Source organism: Actinomadura soli (assembly GCF_005889715.1).
In the GTDB taxonomy this organism is placed as follows: Bacteria; Actinomycetota; Actinomycetes; order Streptosporangiales; family Streptosporangiaceae; genus Spirillospora; species Spirillospora soli.
On the sequence record NZ_VCKW01000044.1, the window covers coordinates 1 to 23,607 of the forward strand.

Genomic DNA, 23,607 nt, shown 5'->3' on the forward strand with positions numbered 1-23,607 from the left:
GGGACGGGCACTCCGGCGGCCTGGAGGCGGGCATGCGCGAGCCGCTTGTCGAACATGACGGCGGTCTCCTCGACGTCACCGAGGAGCCGCGCCCCGGCCGCCGACGCCGCCGCCGACAGCCGGCCCAGCGCCGCCGTGAACGTCCGGTGCCAGCGCGCCCCGCCGCCCACCCGTGCCGGTGCGCCGGGGCCGCGCAGCAGCACGTCGGCCTCCGGGTCCTCGCCCGGCGAGTCGACGCGCAGCAGGTCGCCGGGCCGGAGGACGATCTCGGCGCCGCGCAGCACGTCCGTCCAGGCGATGAGCCGGGGCTCGGGCAGCCCGGACGACCGGCACGCGGCGGCGAACAGCGCGGGACGCCGGTCGCCGGGCGTGCCGACGACGGCGAACGTCATCCCGTCACCGCGACACGGCCACCGGCCATGGCGGCGCGGCGGGTCATTCCGACACCGCGATGTAGTGCCAGTCGCCGTCCGGCTTCTCCTGGTCGTCCAGGTCGACCTCGACGCCGGGCAGCGCCGCCTTCACGCGCTCCACCATGGCGTCCGACAGGAAATGGTGGTGCAGGTCGAGCTTGCGCAGGTGCGTGAGCGGCTGGCCGGAGAGCAGCGCCTCCGCGCCCTGGTCGGTGAGGATGCCCATCGCGAGGCTGAGCGACTCCAGCCGCGCCACGATGGGCGCGCCCGCGACCGCCGCCGCGATCTCGTCCTGGATCTCGCTGTCCTCCAGGCCGAGGTGGCGCAGCGCGGGGAACCGCTCGCCGCCGAGGAACGGGGCGAGGTCGGCGACGGTCGAGTCGCCGCCGTAGTTCTCCTCGCCGAGCCACAGGTCGAGGCGCTCCAGGCCCGGCAGCTCGCTCGCCCCTACGGCCTGGACGACATGCCCCGGCAGCCCGCCCGACTCGAACCGCAGCACCTTCAGCCGCTCGTTCTTGACCGGTTCGAGCCTCAGCCCCTGCGAGCCGCGGACCTCGAACCTCTCCAGCGCCGGGAACGCGGCGAACAGCGGCGAGATGTCGGAGAGCTCGATCCAGGAGATCTCCGACTCCTCGCCGGTGATGTCGCCCAGGAACAACGCCTTCAGCTTCGGGAAGGACGCGGCGGCCCCGCACAGCAGCTCGACCGGGTCGGCGACGTCATCGTCGTAGGAGGCGCCCCAGTAGCCGATGATCAGCGCCGTGACCTCGGTGGTGTCGATCGTCCGCAGGAACCGCGCGAAGATGTCGCCGAACGGCTCCTCGCTGAAGGACGTCCCGACGTACCAGGCCGCCTCGGCCGCGGGCGGGAAATCCCCGGCGGGCGACGCGCCGCGGCCGTCGTCGTCCTCCTCCTCGGTGTCGTCGTCCACCCCCGTTTCCTCGTTGAACGTGGCCACCGGCAGGCCGGCGTACTCCTCAAGGTGCTCGTACACACCCATGTGTCCCCCTTCGCGAGCGAGATCGTCGGCCCTGTCCTATCAGGAGCGAAGGACAGTACGCCGCGCTTTCTCGCCTTTGTCGCGATCAGGACGCGACCAGCACCGACCCCTTGTACTTGTCCTCGACGAACTTCTTGACCTCGGGGCCCTGCAGCAGTTGGACGAGCTTCTTCACGCGCGGGTCGTCCTTGTCCTCCGGCAGGGTGACGACGCCGTTGGCGTACGGGTTGCCCTCGGGCTTCTCGGCGGCGAGCGCGTCCCTGTTCGGCGCGAGGCCGGCCTCGATCGCGTAGTTCCCGTTGATGACCGAAAGGTCGACGTCGTCCAGCGAGCGGGGCAGTTGCGCGGCCTTCAGCGGCTTGATCTTCAGGCCCTTCGGGTTGCTCGCGATGTCGCGCTCGGTCGCGGTGGCTGGTGCGTCCGGCTTCAGCGTGATGAGGCCGTTTCCGGCGAGCAGCTTCAGCGCGCGCCCCTCGTTGGCCGGGTCGTTCGGGACGGCCACGGTCGCGCCCTGAGGCACGGCCCGCAGGCTCGGCGCCTTCTTCGAGTACACGCCGAGGGGTTCGAGGTGGACGGGCGCGACGAACGCGAGCGTCGTCCCGGACTTCTTCTCGAACTCCTCCATGAACGGCACGTGCTGGAAGTAGTTGGCCGTGACCTGCTTCTCCTTCAGCGCGGTGTTCGGCTGCTGGTAGTCGCTGAACGTCACGACCTCGATCTTCAGCCCGGCCTTGGACGCCAGATTGTCCTTGACGTACGTCAGGATGTCGCCGTGCGGGACGGGGTTGACCGCGACCTTCAGCGGGGCGTCCGGATCGTCCGACGCCGCCGACGAGCCGCAGGCGGTCAGGCCCGCGAGGAGTCCGACGGAGGCCAGCGCGACAGTGATCTTGCGTAGCACGACAGGTGCCTTTCTCTGCGTTATCGGTGGGTCAGGCGGCGGGACACGAGGTCCCCCGCCGCCTGGATGATCAGGACGAGGACGATCAGCAGCGCCACGGTGGCGACCATGACCTTGGTCTCGAAGCGCTCGTAGCCGTAGACGACGGCGAGGTTGCCGAGCCCGCCGCCGCCGACCGTCCCGGCCATGGCCGTGTAGCCGATCAGCGCGATCACGGTGACGGTCAGCCCGGACACCAGGCCCGGCCGCGCCTCGCGCAGCAGGACCTTGCCGACGATCTCCCGGCGGGTGGCGCCCATCGCGTCCCCCGCGGCGATCACGCCCGGGTCCACCTCGCGCAGCGCGATCTCGACGAGCCGCGCGTAGAACGGGATGGCGCCCACGGTCAGCGGGACGATCGCGGCCGCGTTCCCGATGCTGGTGCCGACGACCGTCCGGGTGAACGGGATGATGGCCACCATCAGGATCAGGAACGGCAGCGAGCGCCCGATGTTGACGGCCACGCCGAGCACCTTGTTGACCGGCGGCGCGGGCAGCAGCCCGCCGCGCTCGGTGACCACCAGCAGCACCCCGAGCAGCAGCCCGAGGACGGCGGTGAACAGCGTCGCCACACCGGTCATGTAGAGGGTGTCGACCGTGGCGGGCCACAGCAGCGGGGTGACCTCGTCCCAGCTCATCGAGCGTCCTCCTGAACGTCGTGGACGGCGCCCGTCCTAGAGGCGGGCGTCTCGGGAGCGGGCGTTCCGGCGGTCGGCGTCCCGGCGGAGGACGTGCCGACGGCCGAGGTTTCACCGGCATGCCTTCCGGCAGAGGGCATCCCGGAAGCGGGCGGCTCGGCGGCCGGAGTGCCAGCGGCGGACGTCCCGGCAGGGCGCACCCCTGGATCGGGGGTCTCGGGGGTGGGGGTCTTCACGGTCACGGCGAGGCCGGCCTCGCGCAGGAAGGCGATCTGCGCGGCGTTCAGGGACGGGTCGCCGGGGAGTTCGAGCTGGAGGCGTCCGACGCGCTCCCCGCCGACGGTCTCGACGGCGCCGCCGAGGATGTTCACGTCCAGGGAGTACTTGCGGGCCAGCGCCGACACGAACGGCTCATCGGTGGCACCGCCGACGAACGTGACCTCGACGAGGGTGTAGCCGTCGCGGATCTCGGCGGGCGGCAGCGGGAACAGGCCGCCGGCCAGCTCGGAGCCCGGACGGGCGAGCAGCCCGGTCACCGGCCCCTGCTCGGTGAGCCGGCCGTCCCGCATGACGGCGGCCGAGTCGCAGATGCTCTTGACCACGTCCATCTCGTGGGTGATCAGCAGGATCGTGAGGCCGAGCCGCCGGTTGAGGTCGCGCAGCAGCTCCAGGATCGACGCGGTCGTCTCCGGGTCGAGCGCGGACGTGGCCTCGTCCGACAGGAGCACCTTCGGCCGCCCGGCGAGAGCGCGGGCGATGCCGACGCGCTGCTTCTGCCCGCCGGAGATCCGCGCCGGGTACGCCTTCGCGTGCTCGGCGAGCCCGACGAGGTCCAGGAGCTCGGCGACGCGGCGGGCCCGCTCGGCGCGCGGGACGCCCATGACCTCCAGCGGGAACGCGACGTTGCCGGCGACGGTGCGGCTGCCGAGCAGGCCGAAATGCTGGTGGATCATGCCGATGCCCTGGCGCGCCCGGCGCAGCGCGCCGCCGCGCAGGGCGAGCAGGTCCCGGCCGTCGATCACGACGCGGCCCTCGTCCGGGCGTTCCAGCAGGTTGACGCAGCGCAGCAGGGTGCTCTTGCCCGCGCCGCTGCGGCCGAGGACGCCGAAGACCTCGCCCTCGGCGACGGTCAGGTCGACGCCGTCGACGGCGGTCACCTCGCGGCCGCGGCCGCGGTACACCTTTCGAAGCTTTTCGATCTGAATCACAGGGAATCAATCCATGCGGACGGAAGGCCGCCGGGTCAGGCGGCGGTGAACAGGTCGGAACACACCACACGGGGCACGGCGTCGCACGGCGGCGGGCGCGCGGGGCTCAGCCGTGCACGCGCGCGCTCAGGAGAGGCCGGGCGGGTATGGGGCGTGGCTCAGCAGATGGCGTTCGAGATCCATGCGCGACTCATGTGTCGGGATTCGCTCGCTTCGGGGCGCGAGGCTCAGGCAGGGGCCCTCAGCGGTCACACATTCGACAGCTGCACATACGCCGCATGGCCCGCGAAGTCTGCGGGCGGTGCTCAGGGCACAGGCGTACGGAGATCATGTCAGCAGTTAACCCGCTCCACACCACTGACGCAAATCCCGAGCGGTGTGGCCGCCGTCACTCTTCGTCGCGGTAGTCGAGGTAGGTGGCACCCGAGCCGCTGTGGACGGAGATCCGGCGCGGCGAGGCGTCGTCAAGGACCGCCTTGTTGAGGTGGGCGGAGCCGGAGCCCGTCCAGCCGGTGACGCGGTAGACCGAGCCGGGCGGGACGATGACCTTGATGGTGCCGGAGGCCGCCCGCGCCTCCACGGCGCCCGGCGGCTCGGCGAAGCGGAGGTCGAGCAGGCCGGAGGACACCTCGGCCTTGACCTCCGGCGACGCCAGCCCGGTCGCGACGACCGCGCCGGAACGGGCCCGGAGCCGCAGCCGTCCGCGCACGTCCGCGGCCCTGACCTCGCCCGAGCCCGTCCGCAGGTCGAGGTCGCCGCTCAGGCCCCGCACGCTGATCCGCCCGGAGCCCGTGGCGGCCGACACCCGGGTCCCGCGCGGGACCCTGACGTCGATGTCCGCGCCGCATTCCCGGCCGCTGACCAGCCCCGACCCGTTGCAGCGGAACGTGACGAACAGCACGCCGCCCACCACCGCCTCCGTCGTGTCCGGCTTGCGGACGCCCCAGCTGAGCCGCTTGTAGACGTGCGCCTCGCCGTCCGGTCCCGGCCCGACCGACACCTCGGCGCCGCCGGCGTCGAGCCGCAGCTCCGTGATCGCGTGCCGGTAGGGGGTGACGGACGTCGTGGTCTGCCGGATGGCGCGTCCCCACGCCGTGAGGCCGGCCGGGATCACCAGGACCAGCGCGGTCACGATCGCCAGGAAGATCCATATCCCGCGCCGCCTGGGGCGTCCGGGCACCGCCGAGGCGCCGCTCGCGCCACTCGCGGTGGTGATGGGGGCTCGCGGCGGCGTCCGGACGGCGGCGCCTGCGCTGCGAAGGATCATGGCTCGCCGTCCAGGAATCGGAGGACGGCGAGCACGCGGCGGTGGTCGCCCTCGGTGTGCGGGAGGTCGAGTTTCGCGAAGATGTTGTTGATGTGCTTGGCAACCGCGCTCTCGCTCACCACCAGCGCCGCGGCGATGCCCGCGTTGGAGCGGCCCTCCGCCATCACCGCCAGGACCTCCTTCTCGCGCGGGGTGAGCCGGTCGAGCGGGTCGCGGTGCCGGCGCAGCAGCAGCTGGGAGACGACCTCCGGGTCCAGCGCGGTGCCGCCGGACGCGACCCGCCGCAGGGCGTCCAGGAACACCGAAACGTCCGCGACCCGGTCCTTGAGCAGGTAGCCGATGCCGCGGGTGCTGGCCGCCAGCAGCTCCGCCGCGTACCGCTCCTCCACGTACTGGGACAGCAGCAGGACGGCCACCTCCGGCGACTCCTGCCGCATGACCAGCGCCGCCCGGACGCCCTCGTCGGTGAAGCCGGGCGGCATCCGGACGTCCACGATCGCCGCGTCCGGGCGGTGCTCGCGGACGGCGGCGAGGAGCCCGCCGGCCTCGCCCACGGCCGCCGCGACCTCGAACCCGGAGGTCTCCAGCAGCTTGATCAGCCCGGCGCGGAGCAGGACGGAGTCCTCGGCGATCACAATGCGCACGGCAGCTCCACGGTGACGGTGGTCGGTCCCCCGGCGGGGCTGGTGATCCGGAACGTGCCGTCCACGGACCGGACGCGCCGCGCGAGCCCGGCCAGCCCCGTCCCACCGGCCGCGCCCCTGCCCCCGGACGCGCCCGCTCCGCCGGACGGGTCGGCGCCGCCCGCGCCGTCGTCGGTGACGGTCACGTGGAGCACGTCGCCGCGCCGGATCACGGCGACGTCCACCTGGGTGGCCCGCGCGTGCTTGACCACGTTCGTGAGGGCCTCGGACACGACGAAGTACGCGACGGCCTCGACGGTGGACGAGGCGCGCGGCTCGGCCTCGACCCGCAGCCGGACGGGCAGCGGCACCCGCGCGGCGACGCCGGACAGCGCGGCGTCCAGACCGCGGTCCTCAAGGACGGCCGGGTGCAGGCCGCGGACCAGGGTGCGCAGCTCGGTCAGCGCCTCCTTGGCCTCCTCGTGCGCCTCGACGATCACCTGCATGGCCTCGTCCGGGACGCCGCTGAGGGTCTCCCGCGCCAGCCCGAGGCCCAGGGCGAGCGAGACGAGCCGCTGCTGCGCCCCGTCGTGCAGGTCCCGCTCGATGCGGCGGCGTTCGAGGTCGGCGGCGTCCACCACGCTGGCGCGCTTCTCGGCCAGGTCCTCGACGCGCCGCTCCAGCTCCCGCGCACGGTCGGGACCGAGCAGCGCGGAGGCGGCGCGGGCGTCCAGGAGGCGGACGCCCGCCGCCGCCCAGGGCGCCGCCGCCAGCAGGAGCACCCCGGCCCCGGACAGGACGGCGATCCGCGCCGGATGGGTGATCGGGCTCATCGGGCTGGACGACGGCAGCGCCCACCCGTAGACGCCGGAAACGGTGAGGAGGGCTCCGCTCGCCCACGCGGCGATGACGCCGAGACCGCCGAGCGCGAGGAACGGCCCGGCGACCATGTGGTACTGCAGGACCCGCCACAGCTCGGGCGAGCGCAGGTCACGGAGCGTGTCGCGCAGGTTCCCGTCGTCGAAGCCGGGCATGCGCGGGATGTGCAGGCCGAGCATCGCCCAGCAGCGTTCCCGCTGCCAGGACGTCAGCGGCCGCAGCGCGAGCAGCACCAGGACGACCGACGCCCCCGCGAGCAAAAGGATCTTCACCGCCTTCTCGGGCGTCCAGACCGTCCAGAGCGAGACCGCGATCAGCCACCCGGCGACCTGCAGCGGCACCCCGGACGCGACGAACGCGGTGTCGCGCCACGCCGTCGCCGACCACGGAGCGTGCGCGCGGGCACGCGGCACGGTCGCCGGAGTGGTTGCCATGGAGCAACCGTATTGCCCCGTTTCGCGGGCCACCAGGAACCGAGCCTCACATGCTGTGGTGAACCTAGTGCCACCCCCTGCCTCCGAGTCACCTAGGTGGCGTCCGTGCCACTCGGGATCGGCCGTGCTTGAAGGTGAGATGAAGGACGCATGGCAAAGCACGGACGGGAGTCCGCCAGACGGGTGAAACCAGACGAGCCGGACCTCTAGAGTGTGTCCAGCGTGGGGGCCCTCTCGCGGGAGGGCCCTTTGCTCTGCCTGCACGAACGTCCCGCCTGCACGATCCAGAGGTCCCGCAACATGAACGACCACCCCGCATCATGAACGACCAAGAAGTGCGCGAGGAGTGCATGCGGCTCCTCAGGGACGGCCTGCCCGACCCGGTTCCCGCCGCCCGCGACGACGGACGGGACTTCCTCCCGCTCGGCCTCGACATGGACGGCGACGTCGCCGTTGTCACGTTCCTGCACCAGTGGGGCGACGCCGCGCCCGGCTTCATCGAGGGCTGGACGTTCCACCGCCGCGACGGCGAGTGGATGGAGCTCGGCGGCGCCGGCGGGTCGGCCCCCGAGGAGCCCCTGGCGCGCCGCTCGTCCGGGGAGATGGGCCGCCACCTGCTGAAGTACGGGTCGGGCCGGACGGTCCGCAACGCCAACCGGCTGCTGCCGTGGGGCGCGAAGTGGGTGAACGAGGCGCGGCTGCGCGCGTCGGCGGAGGTCGCGCGGATCCGGGTCGGCAAGCGGCTGCTGGACGTTCCCGCGCACGGCCACGTCGCCGTCGTGTGGGGCGCCCGCCGCGGTCCCATCGTCGAGGCCCTCGCCGCGGACGGTTCGGTGCTGGACGCCCTGGACCTCGACGGTCCCGCCGTCCCGGCCCGGCCACAGCTCTGATATTTGACCGATCGTTCTAGATAGGTCTATCGTCTCGCCCCATGGCACGGACGAAGGAGTTCGACCCGGACGAGGCCCTCAGGCGCGCCCTGGACCTGTTCTGGGAGCGCGGGTACGAGGCGACGTCCATGGCCGACCTCGTGGCGCATCTCGGCGTCGCCCGCGCCAGCATCTACGCGACGTTCGGCGGCAAGCACGAGCTGTACCTGAAGGCGTTCGAGCACTACCTGCGGACGACGGACCCGGCGATCGCGGAGGCGCTGTCGCAGCCGGGGCCCGTCCTGCCGCAGGTCAAGGCGCTGGTCGAGCACTACGCCGAGGAGTCGTCGCGCGACCGGCCGAGACACGGCTGCTTCGTCGTCAACACCGCGGTCGAGCTCGCCGCCCGCGATCCCGAGGCCGCCCGGCTGGTCGAGGCGAGCTGGAACTTCCTGGAGGCGTCGCTCACCTCGGCGCTGACCCGCGCCCGCGCGCAGGGCGAACTGTCCCCAGACCGGGACCCTCGCGCGCTGGCCCGGTTCCTGGTCGTCTTCTTCCAGGGCCTTCGCGTGCTGGGCCGCGCGCCCGCCGACGACGACCGCCTCTATGACGCGACGCGCGAGGCGCTGACCGTCTTCGACTGACCCTCCCCCGCCCTTCCGTGAGGCGGGGCCTTCTTCGGCTCAATTCAAGAACGATCGATCTAGTATCTAGGAGACAGATCATGACGTTCGACGGCAGCATCGCGCTCGTCACCGGCGGTGCCGGCGGCATCGGCCGCGCCATCGCGCGCGCCTTCGCCCGCGACGGCGCCACGGTCGTCCTCGCCGGACGCGACGCGACCGCGCTCGCCGACGCGGTCAAGGAGATCGGCCCGTGCGCGGACCACGTCGTCGCCGACGTGACGGACACGTCCTCCGCCGCCCGGATGGTCGAGACCGTCGCCGCACGCCACGGCGGCCTCCACGTCGCCGTCAACAACGCCGGGATCCTCGGCGCCACCGGGCCGCTCGCCGACGTCGACGAGGCCGCCTGGGACGACGTCCTCGCGGTGAACCTGACCGGCGTGTTCCTGTCGATGAAGCACGAGATCGCCTACATGCGCGGCCAGGGCGGCGGGACGATCGTCAACATCGCGTCCAACATCGGCGCGCACGGCCGCCGTCCCGGCCTGGCGGCCTACGCGGCGTCCAAGGCGGCGGTCAGCGCCCTTACCCGCGCCGCGGCCCTCGACCACATCGCCGACGGCGTCCGCATCAACGCCGTCAGCCCCGGCGCCAGCGACACGCCCATGTCGCTGCTCCCCGGCGAGACCCGCGCCCAGCGCGCGGAGCGGATGCGCACGGCCGCCCCGTCCGGACGCGTGGCCGACACGTCCGAAGTGGCCGAGACGGTGCTGTGGCTGGCGTCGGACGCGTCCGGTCACGTGGTCGGGCACGACCTGGTCGTCGACGGTGGCGCCACCGCCTGACGCCCCGCCACCGCCTGACGCGGCCCGCCACGGCCTGAAGACGCTTTTCAGGGCGGCTGACCGGGAAGACTCAGGCCATGGCCCTCACACCCGACTACGACTCCGACCCGGAACGGTTCCGCCTCGCCTCCAGGGTCACCAGGAAGTACCTGATCGGGGCGCGGAGCCTGCACGACCACATCGCCGCGAAGCTGCTGCACGGCGCGCCGTCCCTCGTCCTGGACATCGGCTGCGGGGAGGGCGCGCTCAGCGACGCCCTCCCCGACCCGCCGCCGTTCCGGCTGGTGGGACTGGACGCGTCCGCCGCCCTCCTGCGCGCCCATCCGACGCCGCGCGTCCGGGCCGACGCGCTGCGCCTGCCGTTCCGGGACGGGACGTTCGACGCCGCCGTCGCCGTGAACATGCTCTACCACCTGGACGATCCCGGCCTCGCGCTCCGCGAGGCCCGCCGCGTCCTCGCGCCGGGCGGCGTCCTGCTCGTCACCGCGATCTGCCGGACCGACAGCCCCGAACTGTCGCCCGTCTGGCGCCCCGAGCCGACCACGTTCGACGCCGAGGAGGCCCCGGCGCGCGTCTGCGAGGTGTTCGGCGAGGTCGAGGTGGAGCGGTGGGACGCGCCACTGATCACGCTTCCCGACCACGACGCCGTCCGCGACTACCTGATCGCCCGCCACATGCCCCGGTCGCAGGCGGCCGAGGCGGCCCGGCGGCTCCGGACGCCCCTCCCGGTCACGAAGCGCGGAAGCCTGGTCCTGGCCCGCCGCTCCTGACGACCACCCCGTCACGGCACGACACCCGTCACGACGCCCGCCCGTCATGCGCGCACAAGGACCTCTGGATTGAGCTCGTCCGGACGTGTGAAGCCAGAGAGCGCCAGCGTCAACTCCAGTTCGGCCTGGAGGCAGCGCAGGACGTGCTGGACGCCCGCCTCACCCGCGAGCGCCAGCCCATAGGCGTACGGACGCGCGACCAGCACCGCTTTGGCGCCGAGTGCGAGCGCCTTGGCGACGTCCGATCCCGTGCGGATTCCGCTGTCGAAGAGCACCGTCGCCTGGTCGCGGACGGCGTCGACCACACCGGGCAGTGCGTCGAGGGACGCGACGGCGCCGTCCACCTGACGTCCGCCATGGTTGGAGACGATCACGCCGTCCATGCCCGCGTCGACGGCCTGGCGGGCGTCGTCCGGATGCTGGATGCCCTTCAGCGCGATCGGTCCGTCCCAGTGCTCCCGCAGGAAGATCAGGTCGTCCCAGGTCAGGGCGGGGTTCCCGAAGTTGGCGACCCAGTGCAGGATCGCCTGGTCACGGTTGGCGTCGGTGATCGGACCGCCGACCATGCCCTGGAAGACCGGGTCGCTGAGATAGTTGGCGACACCGACTCCGCGCAGGAACGGCAGGTACGCCTGGTCGAGGTCCCGGGGGCGCCACGCCAGCGTGAACGTGTCGAGCGTGACGACGAGTGCCGTGTAGCCGGCCGCCTTGGCGCGCTCCAGGAAACTGATGGCGAGATCCCGGTTCTTCGGCCAGTACAGCTGGTACCAGCGCGGCCCGTCGCCGTTCGCCCCCGCCACGTCCTCGATGTTGTGCGAGGACGCCGTGCTCAGCACCATCGGCACGCCCTCTGCCGCGGCCGCCCGCGCGACCGCCAGCTCACCGTCCGGATGGACGATCGACAGGACGCCGATAGGGCCGAGCACCACCGGGGACGGCATCCGCGTGCCCAGCACCTGCACGGACAGGTCGCGGTGGGTCACGTCCCTGAGCATCCTCGGCACGATCCGCCACCGGTCGAACGCCGCCCGGTTGGCCCGAGCCGTCGCCTCGCTGCCCGCCGCGCCCGCCACGTACCCGAACGCCCGCGCCGACAGCGACCGCTCGGCGAGGCCCTCCAGCCTGGTCAGGTCCGTCGGCAGCGCCGGGACGACGTCGCCGAGCCCCTGGAGATAGATCGAGTTCTGGAAGTCGGCCAGCGCGCTCAAGGAAGCCTCCACCTGCGATGATCCGGAACCGTCCGGCACCAATCTGCCAGGTCGACGGAGGTGACGGAACGGCACCGATTCGCCGATCCGGACGCCGCACCCGGTGGGGCGGGCGAAAGATGTCCCTAGGACCGGCCACAATGTTGGGCATGGCACGACGCGGATCCCAGGCCCCTCCCCCGCCGCCGGACTTCGAAGAGAACATCGTCGACGTCGATGTCTCCGACGAGATGCGCGGCAGTTACCTCGAGTACGCCCTCTCGGTGATCTACCAGCGGGCGCTCCCCGACGTGCGCGACGGGCTGAAGCCCGTCCAGCGCCGGATCCTGTACTCGATGAACGAGATGGGGCTGCGGCCCGACCGCGGGCACGTCAAGTGCGCCCGCGTCGTCGGCGAGGTCATGGGCAAGCTGCATCCGCACGGCGACAGCGCGATCTACGACGCGATGGTGCGGCTGGCGCAGTCCTGGGCGATGCGGATGCCGCTGGTCGACGGGCACGGCAACTTCGGGTCGCTCGGCGGCGACGACATGCCCGCCGCCATGCGGTACACCGAGGCGCGCCTGTCCCGCGAGGCGATGCTCATGGTCGCCTCCATCGACGAGGACACGGTCGACTTCCGCCCGAACTACGACGGGCAGGAGCGCGAGCCCGAGGTCCTCCCGGCGGCGTTCCCGAACCTGCTGGTGAACGGCGCGTCCGGCATCGCGGTCGGGATGGCGACGAACATGGCGCCGCACAACCTCGGCGAGGTCATCGCCGCGGCCCGGCACCTGATCGACCACCCGGACGCCACCCTCGACGACCTGATGCGCCACGTCCCCGGCCCCGACCTGCCCACCGGAGGCAAGATCGTCGGCCTGGACGGCATCCGCGACGCCTACGCCAGCGGCCGCGGGACGTTCCGCACCCGCGCCACCACGACCATCGAGAACGTGACGCCGCGCCGCAAGGGCATCGTGGTCAGCGAGCTTCCGTACGCCGTCGGCCCGGAGCGCGTCAAGGCCAAGATCAAGGAACTGGTCAACGCGAAGAAGCTCCAGGGCATCGCCGACCTGAAGGACCTCACCGACCGCAACGTCGGCCTCCGCCTGGTCATCGAGATCAAGAACGGCTTCAACCCCGAGGCCGTCCTGCAGGACCTCTACCGGCTGACGCCGATGGAGGAGACGTTCGGCATCAACAACGTCGCGCTCGTCGACGGCCAGCCCCGCACGCTCGGGCTCCGCGACATGCTGCAGGTGTACGTCGACCACCGCATCGACGTCGTCCGCCGCCGCTCGATGTTCCGCCGCAAGAAGCGCGAGGACCGCCTGCACCTCGTGGACGGCCTGCTCGTCGCGCTCCTCAACATCGACGAGGTCATCCAGGTCATCCGGCAGAGCGACGACGCCGCGCAGGCCAAGCAGCGCCTGATGCAGATCTTCGAGCTGTCCGACATCCAGGCGCAGTACATCCTCGACACGCCGCTGCGCCGCCTCACCCGGTACGACCGGCTCGAACTGGAGAAGGAGAAGGAGCAGCTCGCCAAGGAGATCGCCCAGCTGACCGCGATCCTCGAATCGGAGCGGAAGCTGCGCGGCGTCGTCTCCAAGGAGCTCGGTGAGGTCGCGAAGGAGTTCTCCACCCCGCGCCGGACGATCCTGCTCGAATCGTCCGGGCAGACCGCGGCGTCGGCCGTCCCGCTGGAGGTGGCGGACGACCCGTGCACGGTGCTGCTGTCGTCCACCGGGCTCATGGCCCGCACGCACGGCCCCGGCCCGCTGCCCGACAGCGGCCCCCGCTCCGCGCACGACGTCCTGACGTCGGTCGTCCCCGCCACGGCGCGCGGCCAGATCGGCGCGGTGACGTCGCACGGCCGCATGATCCGCGTGGACGTCCTCGACCTGCCGACGCTCCCGGCGTCCGCGACGCCGCCCTCCCTTGCGGGCGGGGCCCTGGTCACCGAGTACGTCGACCTGGAACCGGACGAGACGGTCGTGGGCATCGCCGCCGTCACCGACGAGGGCGGCGGCCTCGCCCTCGGCACCGCGCAGGGCGTGGTCAAACGGGTCGTCCCCGAGTTCCCCGCCAACCGCGACGAGTTCGAGGTCATCGGCCTCAAGGACGGCGACCGCGTCGTCGGCGCCGTGCAGCTCCTGTCCGACGACCAGCACCTCGTCTTCATCACCTCCGACGCGCAGCTCCTGCACTTCGCCGCCTCGGTCGTCCGGCCCCAGGGCCGCGCCGCGGGCGGCATGGCGGGCATCAAGCTGGCCGCGGACGCACGGGTCCTGTGGTTCGGCGCGATCGACCCGTCCCGCGAGGCCCGCGTCATCACGGTCTCCGGCTCGTCGTCCGCACTGCCCGGCACCCAGACCGGCGCGATCAAGCTCGCGGACTTCGCAGACTTCCCGGCCAAGGGGCGCGCGACGGGAGGCGTCCGCGCGCACCGCTTCCTCAAGGGCGAGGACGTCCTGCTCCAGGCGTGGGCGGCGCCGACCCCGCTCCGCGCCGCGGCCGCCAACGGCAGACCGGCGATGCTGAACGTGACCCTTGGCCGCAGGGACGGCTCCGGCGAGAAACTCGACAACCCCCTGACCGCCATCAGCGGCCCCCTGGGCCCGCCGCCACCGGAGGAGGACGAACCCGGGGAGTGAACCCGAGGCGCCACGAACGGTGCGCGAGGGCGGGTGCGTCACAGGCGGGGTGCGCCCCTAGCGGGTGCGCCACAATGTCGGCATGCCGATCGCATCGTTCATGGTTCCGCTCGGGTCCCCGGTTCCGGCGTTCAGCCTTCCGTCGATCGACGGCGGGAGGGTGTCGCACGACGACTTCCCCGAGGCGTCCGCCCTGCTGGTCGCGTTCCTGTCCAACCACTGCCCGTACGTGCGCCGCATCGAGGACCCCCTCGGCGCCGTCACGGCCGAGTACGCGGGCAAGGGCCTCGCGACCGTCGCCGTGGGCAGCAACGACGTCGTCAACTATCCCGACGACGGCGCCGAGCACCTGCGGGAGCAGGCCGGACGCGCCGGGTTCGCGTTCCCCTACCTGGTGGACGAGTCGCAGGAGACGGCCCGTGCGTTCCGCGCCGCCTGCACGCCCGACTTCTTCCTGTACGACCGGGAGCGGCGGCTCGCGTACCGGGGCGAGTTCGACGGCGCCCGCCCGCGCAACGACGTCCCGGCGGACGGCGCGTCGCTCAGGAACGCGCTCGACCTGGTGCTGGCGGGGAAGGACGTGCCCGAGCCGCACACGCCCAGCCTCGGCTGCGGAATCAAATGGAAGCCCGGAAACGAGCCGGTGTAATACTCCGCTTGTAGTCACACGGGCCGAGTTACGCCGGCCGAGTTACGCCGGAGTGGCTTCGCCCTCCCGCGGGCGCGGCAGCACGACGGCTTTGACGTTTCCGGATCGCACCCCGCGTTCGGCGGCCGCCGCCAGGGCTTCCAGGAGGTCGGACGGCCCGCCGTCGGCGTTGTCGTAATGCCAGAAGCGGATCAGTCTCTCGCCCTCGGCGCCCGGGTCGAAACGGCCCGTGGTGAAGCATCCGGCGCCGGCCATGCGGACGATGACGCGCGCGCTTTCGTCCAGTTGCGTCACGTAGGCGGCCGCGTCGATGAGACCGATCGCGGCGCGGGCGTTGCGGCCGTCGTCGCACGGGTCGGGACGATTGATCCGCCATTGCGCGTACGGGCGCAGGTAGTCCGCGATCATGGAGGTTCTGAGCACGATCTTCATGCTCGGACCGCCGGGACGCGCCCGCCGGGCCCTTGACCGAGATCTTGCCCCGTGGTGATCGACGATCAACCGGCGAGGCCGTGCCTGAACGCGTAGCCGACGGCCTGCGCCCGGTCGCGCAGGTTCGCCTTGGCGAACAGGTTGTTGATGTGCGTCTTCACGGTCGCCTCGGAGATGAACAGGTCACCGGCGATCTCGGCATTGGAACGTCCCCGCGCGATCAGGGCGAGGACCTCGGCCTCGCGGCGGGTGAGACCGTCCGGCAGCCCGTCGCGCCCGGGACGGCCGGGCCGGTCGCCGGTCGCGACGGCCTCCACCAGGCGGCGCTGGACGGCCGGGTCGAGCTGCGCCGCTCCCCCGCGGACTGCGGCGACGGCCCGCGCGATCTCGTCCGCGCCGGCGTCCTTGGTGAGGTAGCCGCGGGCCCCCGCGCGCAGCGCCGCGAAGATCGACTCGTCGTCGGCGTAGGTGGTCAGGACGACGATCTCCACGTCCGGACGGGCCTCCTTGATCCGGCGGGTCGCCTCGACGCCGTCCATCCGGGGCATCCGCAGGTCCATCAGGACGACGTCCGGGCCCAGTTCCGCGACCATCGCCACGGCCTGCTCGCCGTCCCCGCAGGCCCCGGCCACGTCGAGGCCGGGCAGGAGTTCGAGCAGCAGCACCAGGCCCTCGCGCACGACGGTCTGGTCGTCGACGACCAGGATCCTCGTCTTCTCGCTCACCGCGCACCGCCTCCCGTCACACCCGTATTCCGCGTCATACCGGAACTCCGCGTCATACCGGCACCCGGAGGGACACACGGAATCCCTCGCCGTCCGGGCCGGTCACCAGCGTCCCATCGATCAGCTCGGCGCGCTCCCGCATCCCCACCAGGCCGTACCCCCCGCCGCCCAGCTCCACAACGGGTTCGGTGGCGCCGCTGTCGGTCACTTCGAGTTCGACCCCGTCGTTCAGATAGCGCAGGACGACGTGTGCGCGCGCGCCCGGAGCGTGTTTGCGGACGTTCGTGAGCGCCTCCTGCGCGGTGCGGACGACGGCGAGCCCCGCCTGCGGCGACAGTTCGCGCGGTACGCCCGTCACCTGCACGTCGCAGGGACGGCCGGTGCTCGCGTGGAACTCCTCGGCCAGGTCCGCCAGGACCTCCTTGGGCTCCGGGATCTCCCCGCGAAGCGTGGCCAAGGCCCGCCTGGTCTCCTCCAGCCCCGAACGCGCGAGATCGCGTGCGCGCTCTACCCGGTCAAGGGCCTGCACACGGTCACCGTCCCGGGACAGCAGCAGGCGCGCCCCTTCCAGGTGGACGACCTGCGCCGACAACGAATGGGCGAGGATGTCATGGATCTCCCGTGCGATGTGCGACCGCTCGGCGAGCACGGCGTTGGCGGCCTCCGCGCTGCGGGTCGCCTCCTGCGCGACCATGCCCTGGCGGGTCGCGGCGGCGCCCAGGGTGATGCCCAGGAAGGCGATCAGCAGCCCGAGATCGGCGCCGCCGTCCCGGAAGAGCGCGCCGAGGACGCTCATCGCGACGATCGTCAGGCCGCTGGCGGCGAAGCCCCAGATCAGCGGGACCCGGGTGAACAGCGCCCAGAGGGCGATCATGGCGACGACGAATCCCGCGCCGAAGTCGGGGTCGATCCCGTAGAACACCATCGAGCCCGTCACGGCCCCCACCAGCAGGACGACCGACGCCGTCCGCCACCGCGACTCCTTGCCCCGCCCCATGCGCACGCCGCCGACCAGAAGGACGATCATGACGACGTTCAGGAGGGTGATGGCCAGGCCGAGCCCGTGCAGCGCCGGTGGGTCCTCGGAGTCGAAGAGGGCGCGCACGTAGGCGAACAGCGCCCATGCCAGCAGGACGCCGATGATGGCGACCATCACATACCGCTCGATGAGCGACGTTCTGCACTTCACGGTACGAAGCTATGGGACCGTGGCCGTGCGCGGATCGGCGCCAGGCTGGAACCCCGCTCTCCACCGCCGGGTGGACACCGCGCCGGGGCGGGTCAACCCGGGCGGCGGAGGTCAGACGTCGATGCGTTCGGCGTCGAGCTCGGACGCGCCGGCGGTGATGAACGCGCGCCGCGGGGCCACGTCGCTGCCCATCAGCAGCTCGAAGATCTTGGACGCCTCGTCGGCGTCCTCGACGCGGATCCGGCGCAGCATGCGGTGGCGCGGGTCCATGGTGGTCTCCGCGAGCTGGTCGGCGTCCATCTCACCGAGGCCCTTGTAGCGCTGGACGGGCTCCTTCCAGCGCTGGCCCTTGCGCTCGAACTCGACCAGCTTGCGGGTCAGCTCGCCGTCGCTGTAGCAGTAGACGTACTTGTCCTGCCCCTTCTTGGGCTTGACCAGCTCGATGCGGTGCAGCGGCGGGACGGCGGTGTAGACGCGCCCCTCCTCCAGCATGGGCCGCATGTAGCGGTACAGCAGCGTGAGCAGCAGGGTGCGGATGTGGGAACCGTCGACGTCCGCGTCCGCCATCAGGATGATCCGGCCGTAGCGGGACGCGTCGATGTCGAACGTGCGGCCCGAGCCGGCGCCGATGACCTGGATGATCGCGGCGCACTCGGCGTTCTTGAGCATGTCGGCGACGGACGCCTTCTGCACGTTGAGGATCTTGCCGCGGATCGGCAGCAGCGCCTGGAACTCGGAGTTCCGGGCGAGCTTGGCGGTGCCGAGCGCCGAGTCGCCCTCGACGATGAACAGCTCGCTGCGGTCGTCGGCCGTGCGGCAGTCGACCAGCTTGGCGGGCAGCGCGGAGTTCTCCAGGGCGTTCTTGCGGCGCTGGTTGTCGCGCTGGGTGCGGGCGGCGATGCGCGTCTTGGCGGCCCCGGCGACCTTCTCCAGGACGGCCCGCAGCGGCTGCTTCTGCCCGCGCGGCGGGTTCTCGAAGATCGCGCGCAGCTCCCGCAGAACGACCTGGGACACGATGCGCGTAGCGGCGGACGTGCCGAGGACCTCCTTGGTCTGGCCCTCGAACTGCGGCTCCGGGAGCCGGACGGTCACGACCGCGGTGAGGCCCTCCAGGACGTCCTCCTTGAGGACGTCCTCGTCGCCGTTCTTCAGCAGCTTGGTCGCCCGGAGCTGCTCGTTCAGCACCTTCAGCATGGCGCGGTCGAAGCCGCGCACGTGGGTGCCGCCCTTCGGGGTGGCGATCACGTTGACGAACGACTTGGTGATCGTGTCGTAGCCGGTGCCCCAGCGCAGCGCGATGTCGACCTCGAGGTCGCGCTCGACGTCGGTGGGCGTGAGGTGGCCCTGGTCGTCGAGGACCGGCACGGTCTCGGTGAAGTGGCCGCGGCCCCGCAGCCGCAGGACGTCGACGATCGCGGCGTCCTTGGCCAGGTAGGCGCAGAACTCGCTGATGCCGCCGTCGAACCGGAACGTCTCGTCGACGACCTCCTCGCCGCGCTCGTCGCGGACGTCGATGGTGAGGCCGGGGATGAGGAACGCGGTCTGGCGCATCCGGTCGAGGACGAGGGCCTGCTCGACCGTGGCGTCCTTCAGGAAGATCTGCAGGTCGGGCCAGAAGCGGACACGGGTGCCGGTGACCTTCTTGGCGACCTTGCGGACCTGCCGAAGGCCGGACTTCTTCTTGAACCGGGCGTTCGGGCGGCCGTCGTCGGCGAACTCGCCGGGCAGGCCGCGCCGGAAGCTGATCGCGTGGGTGTGGCCGTCGCGGTCGACCTCCACGTCCAGCCGCGCGGACAGCGCGTTCACCACGGACGCGCCGACACCGTGCAGGCCACCGGACGCCGTGTAGGACACCCCGCCGAACTTGCCGCCCGCGTGCAGCCGCGTCATGACCAGCTCGACGCCCGGAAGGCCCGTCTTCGGCTCCAGGTCGACCGGGATGCCGCGGCCGTTGTCGGCCACCTCGAAGGACCCGTCCGCGTGCAGCGTCACGCTGATGTGGGTGCAGTAGCCGGCGAGGGCCTCGTCGACGCAGTTGTCGACGATCTCCCACAGGCAGTGCGCGAGGCCCCGGTTGTCGGTCGACCCCACGTACATGCCGGGTCGCTTCCGCACGGCCTCCAGGCCCTCCAGCACCGAGAGGTGCCGGGCGGAGTAGCCGTGCGGGTCTTCGGTGGTCGCTTCAGCGGTCGCGGCGGTCAACGTGCGTGTGCTCCTCGGGGGTCGGACGGTCGGCAGAAGAGTACCCCCGGTAGCCGACAATCCTCCGAAAGGCTCGCCGCCCCGGACGTTCCGGCACGCCTGCGCGGCGGCTCCTGACGGTTCGCCAGGCTACCCGGAACACCGGCGTCCGGCGCGCTTCGCCCGATACGCCCCCCGGACTCCGATGGACGAACGCCATGCTGCTGTTCCGATGGGAGGCCGTCTAATGTGACGTCGGTCACTTATTGGGCCATTCCGCTGTGGGCGTACGAAGAACCAGGTTGGGAACGTCAGCGTCGGGTTAGATGTTGTCCTAAGTACCGACCCCGAGCATGAGGAAGGTGCCGTGACTGGAGCCCTTGCCCCAACCAAGCCGTTGACCGTCGCCGACCGATGCGACCGATGCGGCGCTCAGGCCTACGTCCGTGCAGTCCTTGTAGGCGGCGGCGACCTTCTGTTCTGCGCCCACCACGGACGCAAGTACGCAGAGGCCCTCCGCTCCAACGGGGCCGACATTCAGGACGAGACCGACCGGCTCACCGAAACCCCGGCCGTCACTCCCGACGACGAGCGGTGACCCCCATATAGCAGGAGCCCTGAACGGCGGCCATCGGAGACGGTGGCCGCCGTTCGCATTCCGCCCCTTCGGCTCTCCCGGAGCAAATTGGGCGCCAACTCCGCTCCGTAATTGAATGATCGCGTAACGTATCAGAAAATGGGCGGTCGGGGTGGATCACCGATCCGTCCCGGCCGTCAGCCGCCCGTGACATTCTTCACCCGATAGTGGTAGCCGCTGACGTGCGCGAATCCCTCCGCCTCGTACATCGACCGCGCCGGCGCGTTCCGTTCGACGACGACCAGGTAGGCCCGCTCGCATCCCTGCTCGCGTCCCCAGTCCAGCAGGGCGCGCAGCACGCGCCGTCCCAGTCCCCGCCTGCGCGCTTCTGGCGCGACGGCCATCGCGTACACGCCGAGCCACTTTCCTTGGGGCACGCCACGTCCGACGACGACGCCGTCCAGCGACGCGTAGGCCGCCGGGACGCCGGTGAGGATCCTCTCGGCCGTCGGCAACTGGTGGCCGAAGCGGCCGTCCACCGACCACCAGAGGTCCAGCCACTCCTTGGACGGTGCCTGCCTGATCTCCACCCCGTCACGCTCGTAGGGGCCCGCTATGTCCGCCACCATGGCGAGCGTCGGATCCACCAACTCGTAACCGCGGCCCTCTAGGAACCTGTCGAGTTCCGCTGGCTTCGCCTGGGCGCCGATCGAGAACACGGTCGGCAACCTCATCGCGGTGTAGAAGCGCTCCGCCTGATGGACGGCGTGCCCTACCTCCCCTGGGTCGTCCAGAGGCAGGACGGAGTTGGCCCGCTTGGTCACACCTCCGGCGTGCCGCAGCAGCCAGCCGCCCATATCCTGGGTGGACGGCGCGGGCCATGCCTCGGCGACCAGCCGGCCGACCTCCGGGAACCGCGTCATCCGTCACCGCTTTCGGGGGGATCGTGCACATCCTGCTGCCGCCGTCGGAGAAGAAGGCTACCGGCGGGGACGGCCCGCCCCTCGACCTGGGCTCGCTGAGCTTCCCCGGCCTCAACCCGACGCGCGAACGCGTCCTGAAGGCCCTGACGCGGGCGAGCCGGCGCAAGAACGCGGCAGAAGTGCTCGCCCTACCGCCGGGCCAAGTGGACGAAGCCCTGGCCCGCAACCTGGCACTGCGCGAGGCGCCGACGCTGCCCGCGGCGCGGCTCTACACGGGCGTCCTCTACGACAACCTGAACCTCGCCGACCTCGACGCGACGGCCGCCGCCGAGCAGGTCATCGTCTTCTCGGGCCTGTGGGGCGCGCTGCGGCTCACCGACCGCGTCCCGCCCTACCGGCTGGCCATGGCGGTGTCGCTGCCCCCTGCCGGCCGCCTGGGAACGCTGTGGCGCCCGCCCATCCGCAAGGCCCTGCGGCTGGACGACGACCTGATCGTCGACATGCGTTCCGGGCCGTACGCGTCCGTGTGGAAGGCGCCTGGGCCGGCCGTGGCGGTCCGGGTGTTCCGGGAACGGGTCGTCGACGGCGTCCCCAAACGGACCGTCGTCAGCCACATGGCGAAGGCGACGCGCGGGCAGATCGCGCACGACCTGCTCAAGGCGGGCGCCGCGCCCCGCACCCCGGACGCGCTGCTGAAGGCCGTCGCCGACCTCGGCCACACCGCCGAGCTCAACGGCGCCAACCTGGACGTCGTCCTCCCCGACTGACCGCATGAAACAGGGCCCCCATCGCGGGGGCCCTGAATCGGAGCGTCGTACGAAGGATCAGTCGAGGTAGTCGCGCAGGACCTGGGAACGCGACGGGTGGCGCAGCTTCGACATGGTCTTGGACTCGATCTGGCGGATGCGCTCCCGGGTCACCCCGTACACCTTGCCGATCTCGTCCAGGGTCTTCGGCTGGCCGTCGGTGAGGCCGAACCGCATCGACACCACGCCCGCCTCGCGCTCGCTGAGCGTGTCCAGGACCGAGTGCAGCTGCTCCTGCAGAAGCGTGAAGCTGACCGCGTCCGCCGGGACGATGGCCTCGGAGTCCTCGATGAGGTCGCCGAACTCGCTGTCGCCGTCCTCGCCGAGCGGCGTGTGCAGCGAGATGGGCTCGCGGCCGTACTTCTGGACCTCGACGACCTTCTCCGGGGTCATGTCGAGCTCCTTGGCCAGCTCCTCCGGGGTGGGCTCGCGGCCCAGGTCCTGGAGCATCTGCCGCTGCACGCGCGCCAGCTTGTTGATGACCTCGACCATGTGCACCGGGATGCGGATGGTGCGGGCCTGGTCGGCCATCGCGCGGGTGATCGCCTGCCGGATCCACCAGGTGGCGTACGTGGAGAACTTGTAGCCCTTGGTGTAGTCGAACTTCTCGACCGCGCGGATCAGGCCGAGGTTGCCCTCCTGGATCAGGTCCAGGAACAGCATGCCGCGTCCGGTGTAGCGCTTGGCCAGCGACACCACCAGCCGGAGGTTGGCCTCCAGGAGGTGGTTCTTGGCACGGCGGCCGTCCTCGGCGATCCACTCGAAGTCTTCGAGGTCTTCCTCGGTCATCGCGGCAGCGGCGGCGGCGAGGCGCTCCTCGGCGAAGAGCCCGGCCTCGATGCGCTTGGCGAGCTCCACCTCCTGCTCGGCGTTGAGCAGCGGGACCTTGCCGATCTGCTTGAGGTAGTCCTTGACGGGGTCGGCGGTGGCGCCGGCGGCCGCGATCTGCTGAGCGGGCGCGTCCTCGTCGTCGTCGCCGAGGGTGAAGCCCTCCTCCTCGGGCGGCGCGCCCTCGGCGGGCTTGCCGGCGGCGGGAGCCGCCTTCGCCGCGGGCGCGGCGACGACCTCGTCCTCCTCGGCCTCGGGCGCCTCCACGGCCTCGGCGGCCGGGTCGTCCTCAAGGTCGACGTCGAGGTCGGCGAGGTCGGCGTCGACATCGACGTCGACATCGTCGTCGACATCAGGGTCGTCGGACGCCTTCTTCTCCGGCTTGGCCGGGGCGGGCTTGGCGGCCTGCGCCGCGCCCTTCTTCGCCTGCGCGGCCTTCTTGGACTTGGCGCCCTTCGCGGGCGCGCCCTTCTTCGGCGGCGCGGGCTTGGGGGCCGCGGGACGCGGCTCGGCCACGATCTCCTCGGCGGCCGCCTCGACGGCGTCGTCCCCGACGACCGCGGTCACCGTGTCGGGCTGCTCCTTGGCCGCCGCGGCGGTCTTGGGCCTGCGCACCGGCTGCGACGCGCGCTTGCGCGGACGCTTGGGCGCCGCGGAGTCGGCAGCGCTCACCATGACGGTCACACCCTCCTTGCTGAGGCTCCGCAGAATGCTGGAGGCCGCTGACACGGGGATGTCGGCCTCCTCGAACGTACGTCGTACGTCGTCGGCTTCGAGGCGATTGCCCTGGGACCGTCCACGCTCGATCAGTTGCGCGATGACGTGATCGTGCAGATCTGACGCTTTCGAGGTCGAGCTAGCAGGCGACACAAATACCTCTCGAACGAACGTGTGGCTTGGCTGACCCAAGTGCCCTGACGGGCCCGGCCTCACACTGG

21 protein-coding genes and 2 pseudogenes are annotated in these 23,607 nt (G+C 71.7%); 8 read left to right on the plus strand and 15 right to left on the minus strand.

Going from position 1 to position 23,607, the window contains the following annotated elements:
- From ETD83_RS11360 to ETD83_RS11390, 8 genes and pseudogenes are all read right to left on the minus strand, one after another.
- Positions 1–392: pseudogene (locus tag ETD83_RS11360) on the minus strand (STM4014 family protein); the annotation flags it as partial.
- A gap of 43 nt (positions 393–435) precedes the next feature.
- Entirely contained in the window at positions 436–1,413 is a 978-nt protein-coding gene (locus ETD83_RS11365; protein ID WP_138645043.1) for an STM4015 family protein, read from the minus strand.
- 85 nt (positions 1,414–1,498) lie between these two features.
- Positions 1,499–2,314, minus strand: a complete 816-nt coding sequence (locus ETD83_RS42415) for a MetQ/NlpA family ABC transporter substrate-binding protein (RefSeq protein ID WP_171064147.1) — start codon at positions 2,312–2,314, stop codon at positions 1,499–1,501.
- A gap of 20 nt (positions 2,315–2,334) precedes the next feature.
- On the minus strand, positions 2,335–2,991 hold the full coding sequence (locus tag ETD83_RS42420; protein ID WP_171064148.1) for a methionine ABC transporter permease: 657 nt from the start codon (positions 2,989–2,991) through the stop codon (positions 2,335–2,337).
- Positions 2,992–3,230: 239 nt separating this feature from the next.
- Positions 3,231–4,199, minus strand: a pseudogene (locus tag ETD83_RS11375) (methionine ABC transporter ATP-binding protein); the annotation flags it as partial.
- Positions 4,200–4,587: 388 nt separating this feature from the next.
- Positions 4,588–5,466 carry a DUF4097 family beta strand repeat-containing protein gene (locus ETD83_RS11380; RefSeq protein WP_138645045.1) on the minus strand — a complete coding sequence of 293 codons (879 nt, stop codon included), beginning with the start codon at positions 5,464–5,466 and terminating at the stop codon, positions 4,588–4,590.
- Positions 5,463–6,110: a response regulator gene (locus ETD83_RS11385; protein WP_138645046.1), complete on the minus strand. Its 648-nt coding sequence runs from the start codon at positions 6,108–6,110 to the stop codon at positions 5,463–5,465. The genes ETD83_RS11380 and ETD83_RS11385 overlap by 4 nt, the downstream gene beginning before the upstream one ends.
- A complete protein-coding gene (locus ETD83_RS11390) occupies positions 6,098–7,402 on the minus strand; it encodes a sensor histidine kinase (RefSeq protein WP_138645047.1) in 1,305 nt (434 codons plus the stop codon). The genes ETD83_RS11385 and ETD83_RS11390 overlap by 13 nt, the downstream gene beginning before the upstream one ends.
- 320 nt (positions 7,403–7,722) lie before the next feature.
- Here ETD83_RS11390 and ETD83_RS11395 point away from each other — a divergent pair, with 320 nt between their 5' ends.
- The 4 genes from ETD83_RS11395 (at position 7,723) to ETD83_RS11410 (ending at position 10,512) form a co-directional block, all read left to right on the plus strand.
- Positions 7,723–8,292, plus strand: coding sequence for a hypothetical protein (locus ETD83_RS11395; RefSeq protein WP_230420835.1), 570 nt, complete (start codon positions 7,723–7,725; stop codon positions 8,290–8,292).
- A gap of 41 nt (positions 8,293–8,333) precedes the next feature.
- Positions 8,334–8,915: a TetR/AcrR family transcriptional regulator gene (locus tag ETD83_RS11400; RefSeq protein WP_138645048.1), complete on the plus strand. Its 582-nt coding sequence runs from the start codon at positions 8,334–8,336 to the stop codon at positions 8,913–8,915.
- Between the two features lie 80 nt (positions 8,916–8,995).
- Positions 8,996–9,742 (plus strand): SDR family NAD(P)-dependent oxidoreductase, encoded by a 747-nt coding sequence (locus ETD83_RS11405; protein WP_138645049.1) that lies wholly within the window; start codon positions 8,996–8,998, stop codon positions 9,740–9,742.
- Between the two features lie 77 nt (positions 9,743–9,819).
- Entirely contained in the window at positions 9,820–10,512 is a 693-nt protein-coding gene (locus ETD83_RS11410; RefSeq protein ID WP_138645050.1) for a class I SAM-dependent methyltransferase, read from the plus strand.
- Positions 10,513–10,556: 44 nt separating this feature from the next.
- Here ETD83_RS11410 and ETD83_RS11415 read toward each other — a convergent pair whose 3' ends face one another.
- The gene (locus ETD83_RS11415; protein ID WP_138645051.1) at positions 10,557–11,720 is read right to left on the minus strand and encodes a lactate 2-monooxygenase; all 1,164 of its coding nucleotides are present in this window, start codon (positions 11,718–11,720) and stop codon (positions 10,557–10,559) included.
- 149 nt (positions 11,721–11,869) lie between these two features.
- Between ETD83_RS11415 and ETD83_RS11420 the strand changes: the two genes are divergently transcribed.
- Both ETD83_RS11420 and ETD83_RS11425 read left to right on the plus strand, forming a co-directional pair.
- Positions 11,870–14,359, plus strand: a complete 2,490-nt coding sequence (locus ETD83_RS11420) for a DNA gyrase/topoisomerase IV subunit A (protein WP_171064149.1) — start codon at positions 11,870–11,872, stop codon at positions 14,357–14,359.
- 82 nt (positions 14,360–14,441) lie between these two features.
- Positions 14,442–15,008 carry a thioredoxin family protein gene (locus ETD83_RS11425; protein WP_138645053.1) on the plus strand — a complete coding sequence of 189 codons (567 nt, stop codon included), beginning with the start codon at positions 14,442–14,444 and terminating at the stop codon, positions 15,006–15,008.
- Positions 15,009–15,050: 42 nt separating this feature from the next.
- Here the strand turns inward: ETD83_RS11425 and ETD83_RS11430 are convergent, their stop codons facing one another.
- From ETD83_RS11430 to ETD83_RS11445, 4 genes are all read right to left on the minus strand, one after another.
- On the minus strand, positions 15,051–15,431 hold the full coding sequence (locus ETD83_RS11430; protein ID WP_138645054.1) for a hypothetical protein: 381 nt from the start codon (positions 15,429–15,431) through the stop codon (positions 15,051–15,053).
- Positions 15,432–15,505: 74 nt separating this feature from the next.
- Positions 15,506–16,165 (minus strand): response regulator, encoded by a 660-nt coding sequence (locus ETD83_RS11435; protein ID WP_138645055.1) that lies wholly within the window; start codon positions 16,163–16,165, stop codon positions 15,506–15,508.
- Between the two features lie 52 nt (positions 16,166–16,217).
- On the minus strand, positions 16,218–17,354 hold the full coding sequence (locus tag ETD83_RS11440) for a sensor histidine kinase (RefSeq protein ID WP_138645056.1): 1,137 nt from the start codon (positions 17,352–17,354) through the stop codon (positions 16,218–16,220).
- A 111-nt stretch (positions 17,355–17,465) separates the two neighbouring features.
- Entirely contained in the window at positions 17,466–19,556 is a 2,091-nt protein-coding gene (locus tag ETD83_RS11445) for a DNA gyrase/topoisomerase IV subunit B (protein ID WP_138645057.1), read from the minus strand.
- Positions 19,557–19,902: 346 nt separating this feature from the next.
- On the opposite strand from ETD83_RS11445, the gene ETD83_RS11450 reads away from it, so the two are divergent.
- A complete protein-coding gene (locus tag ETD83_RS11450) occupies positions 19,903–20,133 on the plus strand; it encodes a DUF7455 domain-containing protein (protein WP_138645058.1) in 231 nt (76 codons plus the stop codon).
- A gap of 176 nt (positions 20,134–20,309) precedes the next feature.
- On the opposite strand, the gene ETD83_RS11455 is transcribed toward ETD83_RS11450, so the two are convergent.
- A complete protein-coding gene (locus ETD83_RS11455; RefSeq protein ID WP_138645059.1) occupies positions 20,310–21,035 on the minus strand; it encodes a GNAT family N-acetyltransferase in 726 nt (241 codons plus the stop codon).
- 23 nt (positions 21,036–21,058) lie between these two features.
- On the opposite strand from ETD83_RS11455, the gene ETD83_RS11460 reads away from it, so the two are divergent.
- Positions 21,059–21,802 carry a YaaA family protein gene (locus ETD83_RS11460; RefSeq protein ID WP_138645060.1) on the plus strand — a complete coding sequence of 248 codons (744 nt, stop codon included), beginning with the start codon at positions 21,059–21,061 and terminating at the stop codon, positions 21,800–21,802.
- A gap of 57 nt (positions 21,803–21,859) precedes the next feature.
- Here the strand turns inward: ETD83_RS11460 and ETD83_RS11465 are convergent, their stop codons facing one another.
- Positions 21,860–23,539, minus strand: a complete 1,680-nt coding sequence (locus ETD83_RS11465; protein WP_138645061.1) for an RNA polymerase sigma factor — start codon at positions 23,537–23,539, stop codon at positions 21,860–21,862.
- Positions 23,540–23,607 lie beyond the last annotated feature (68 nt).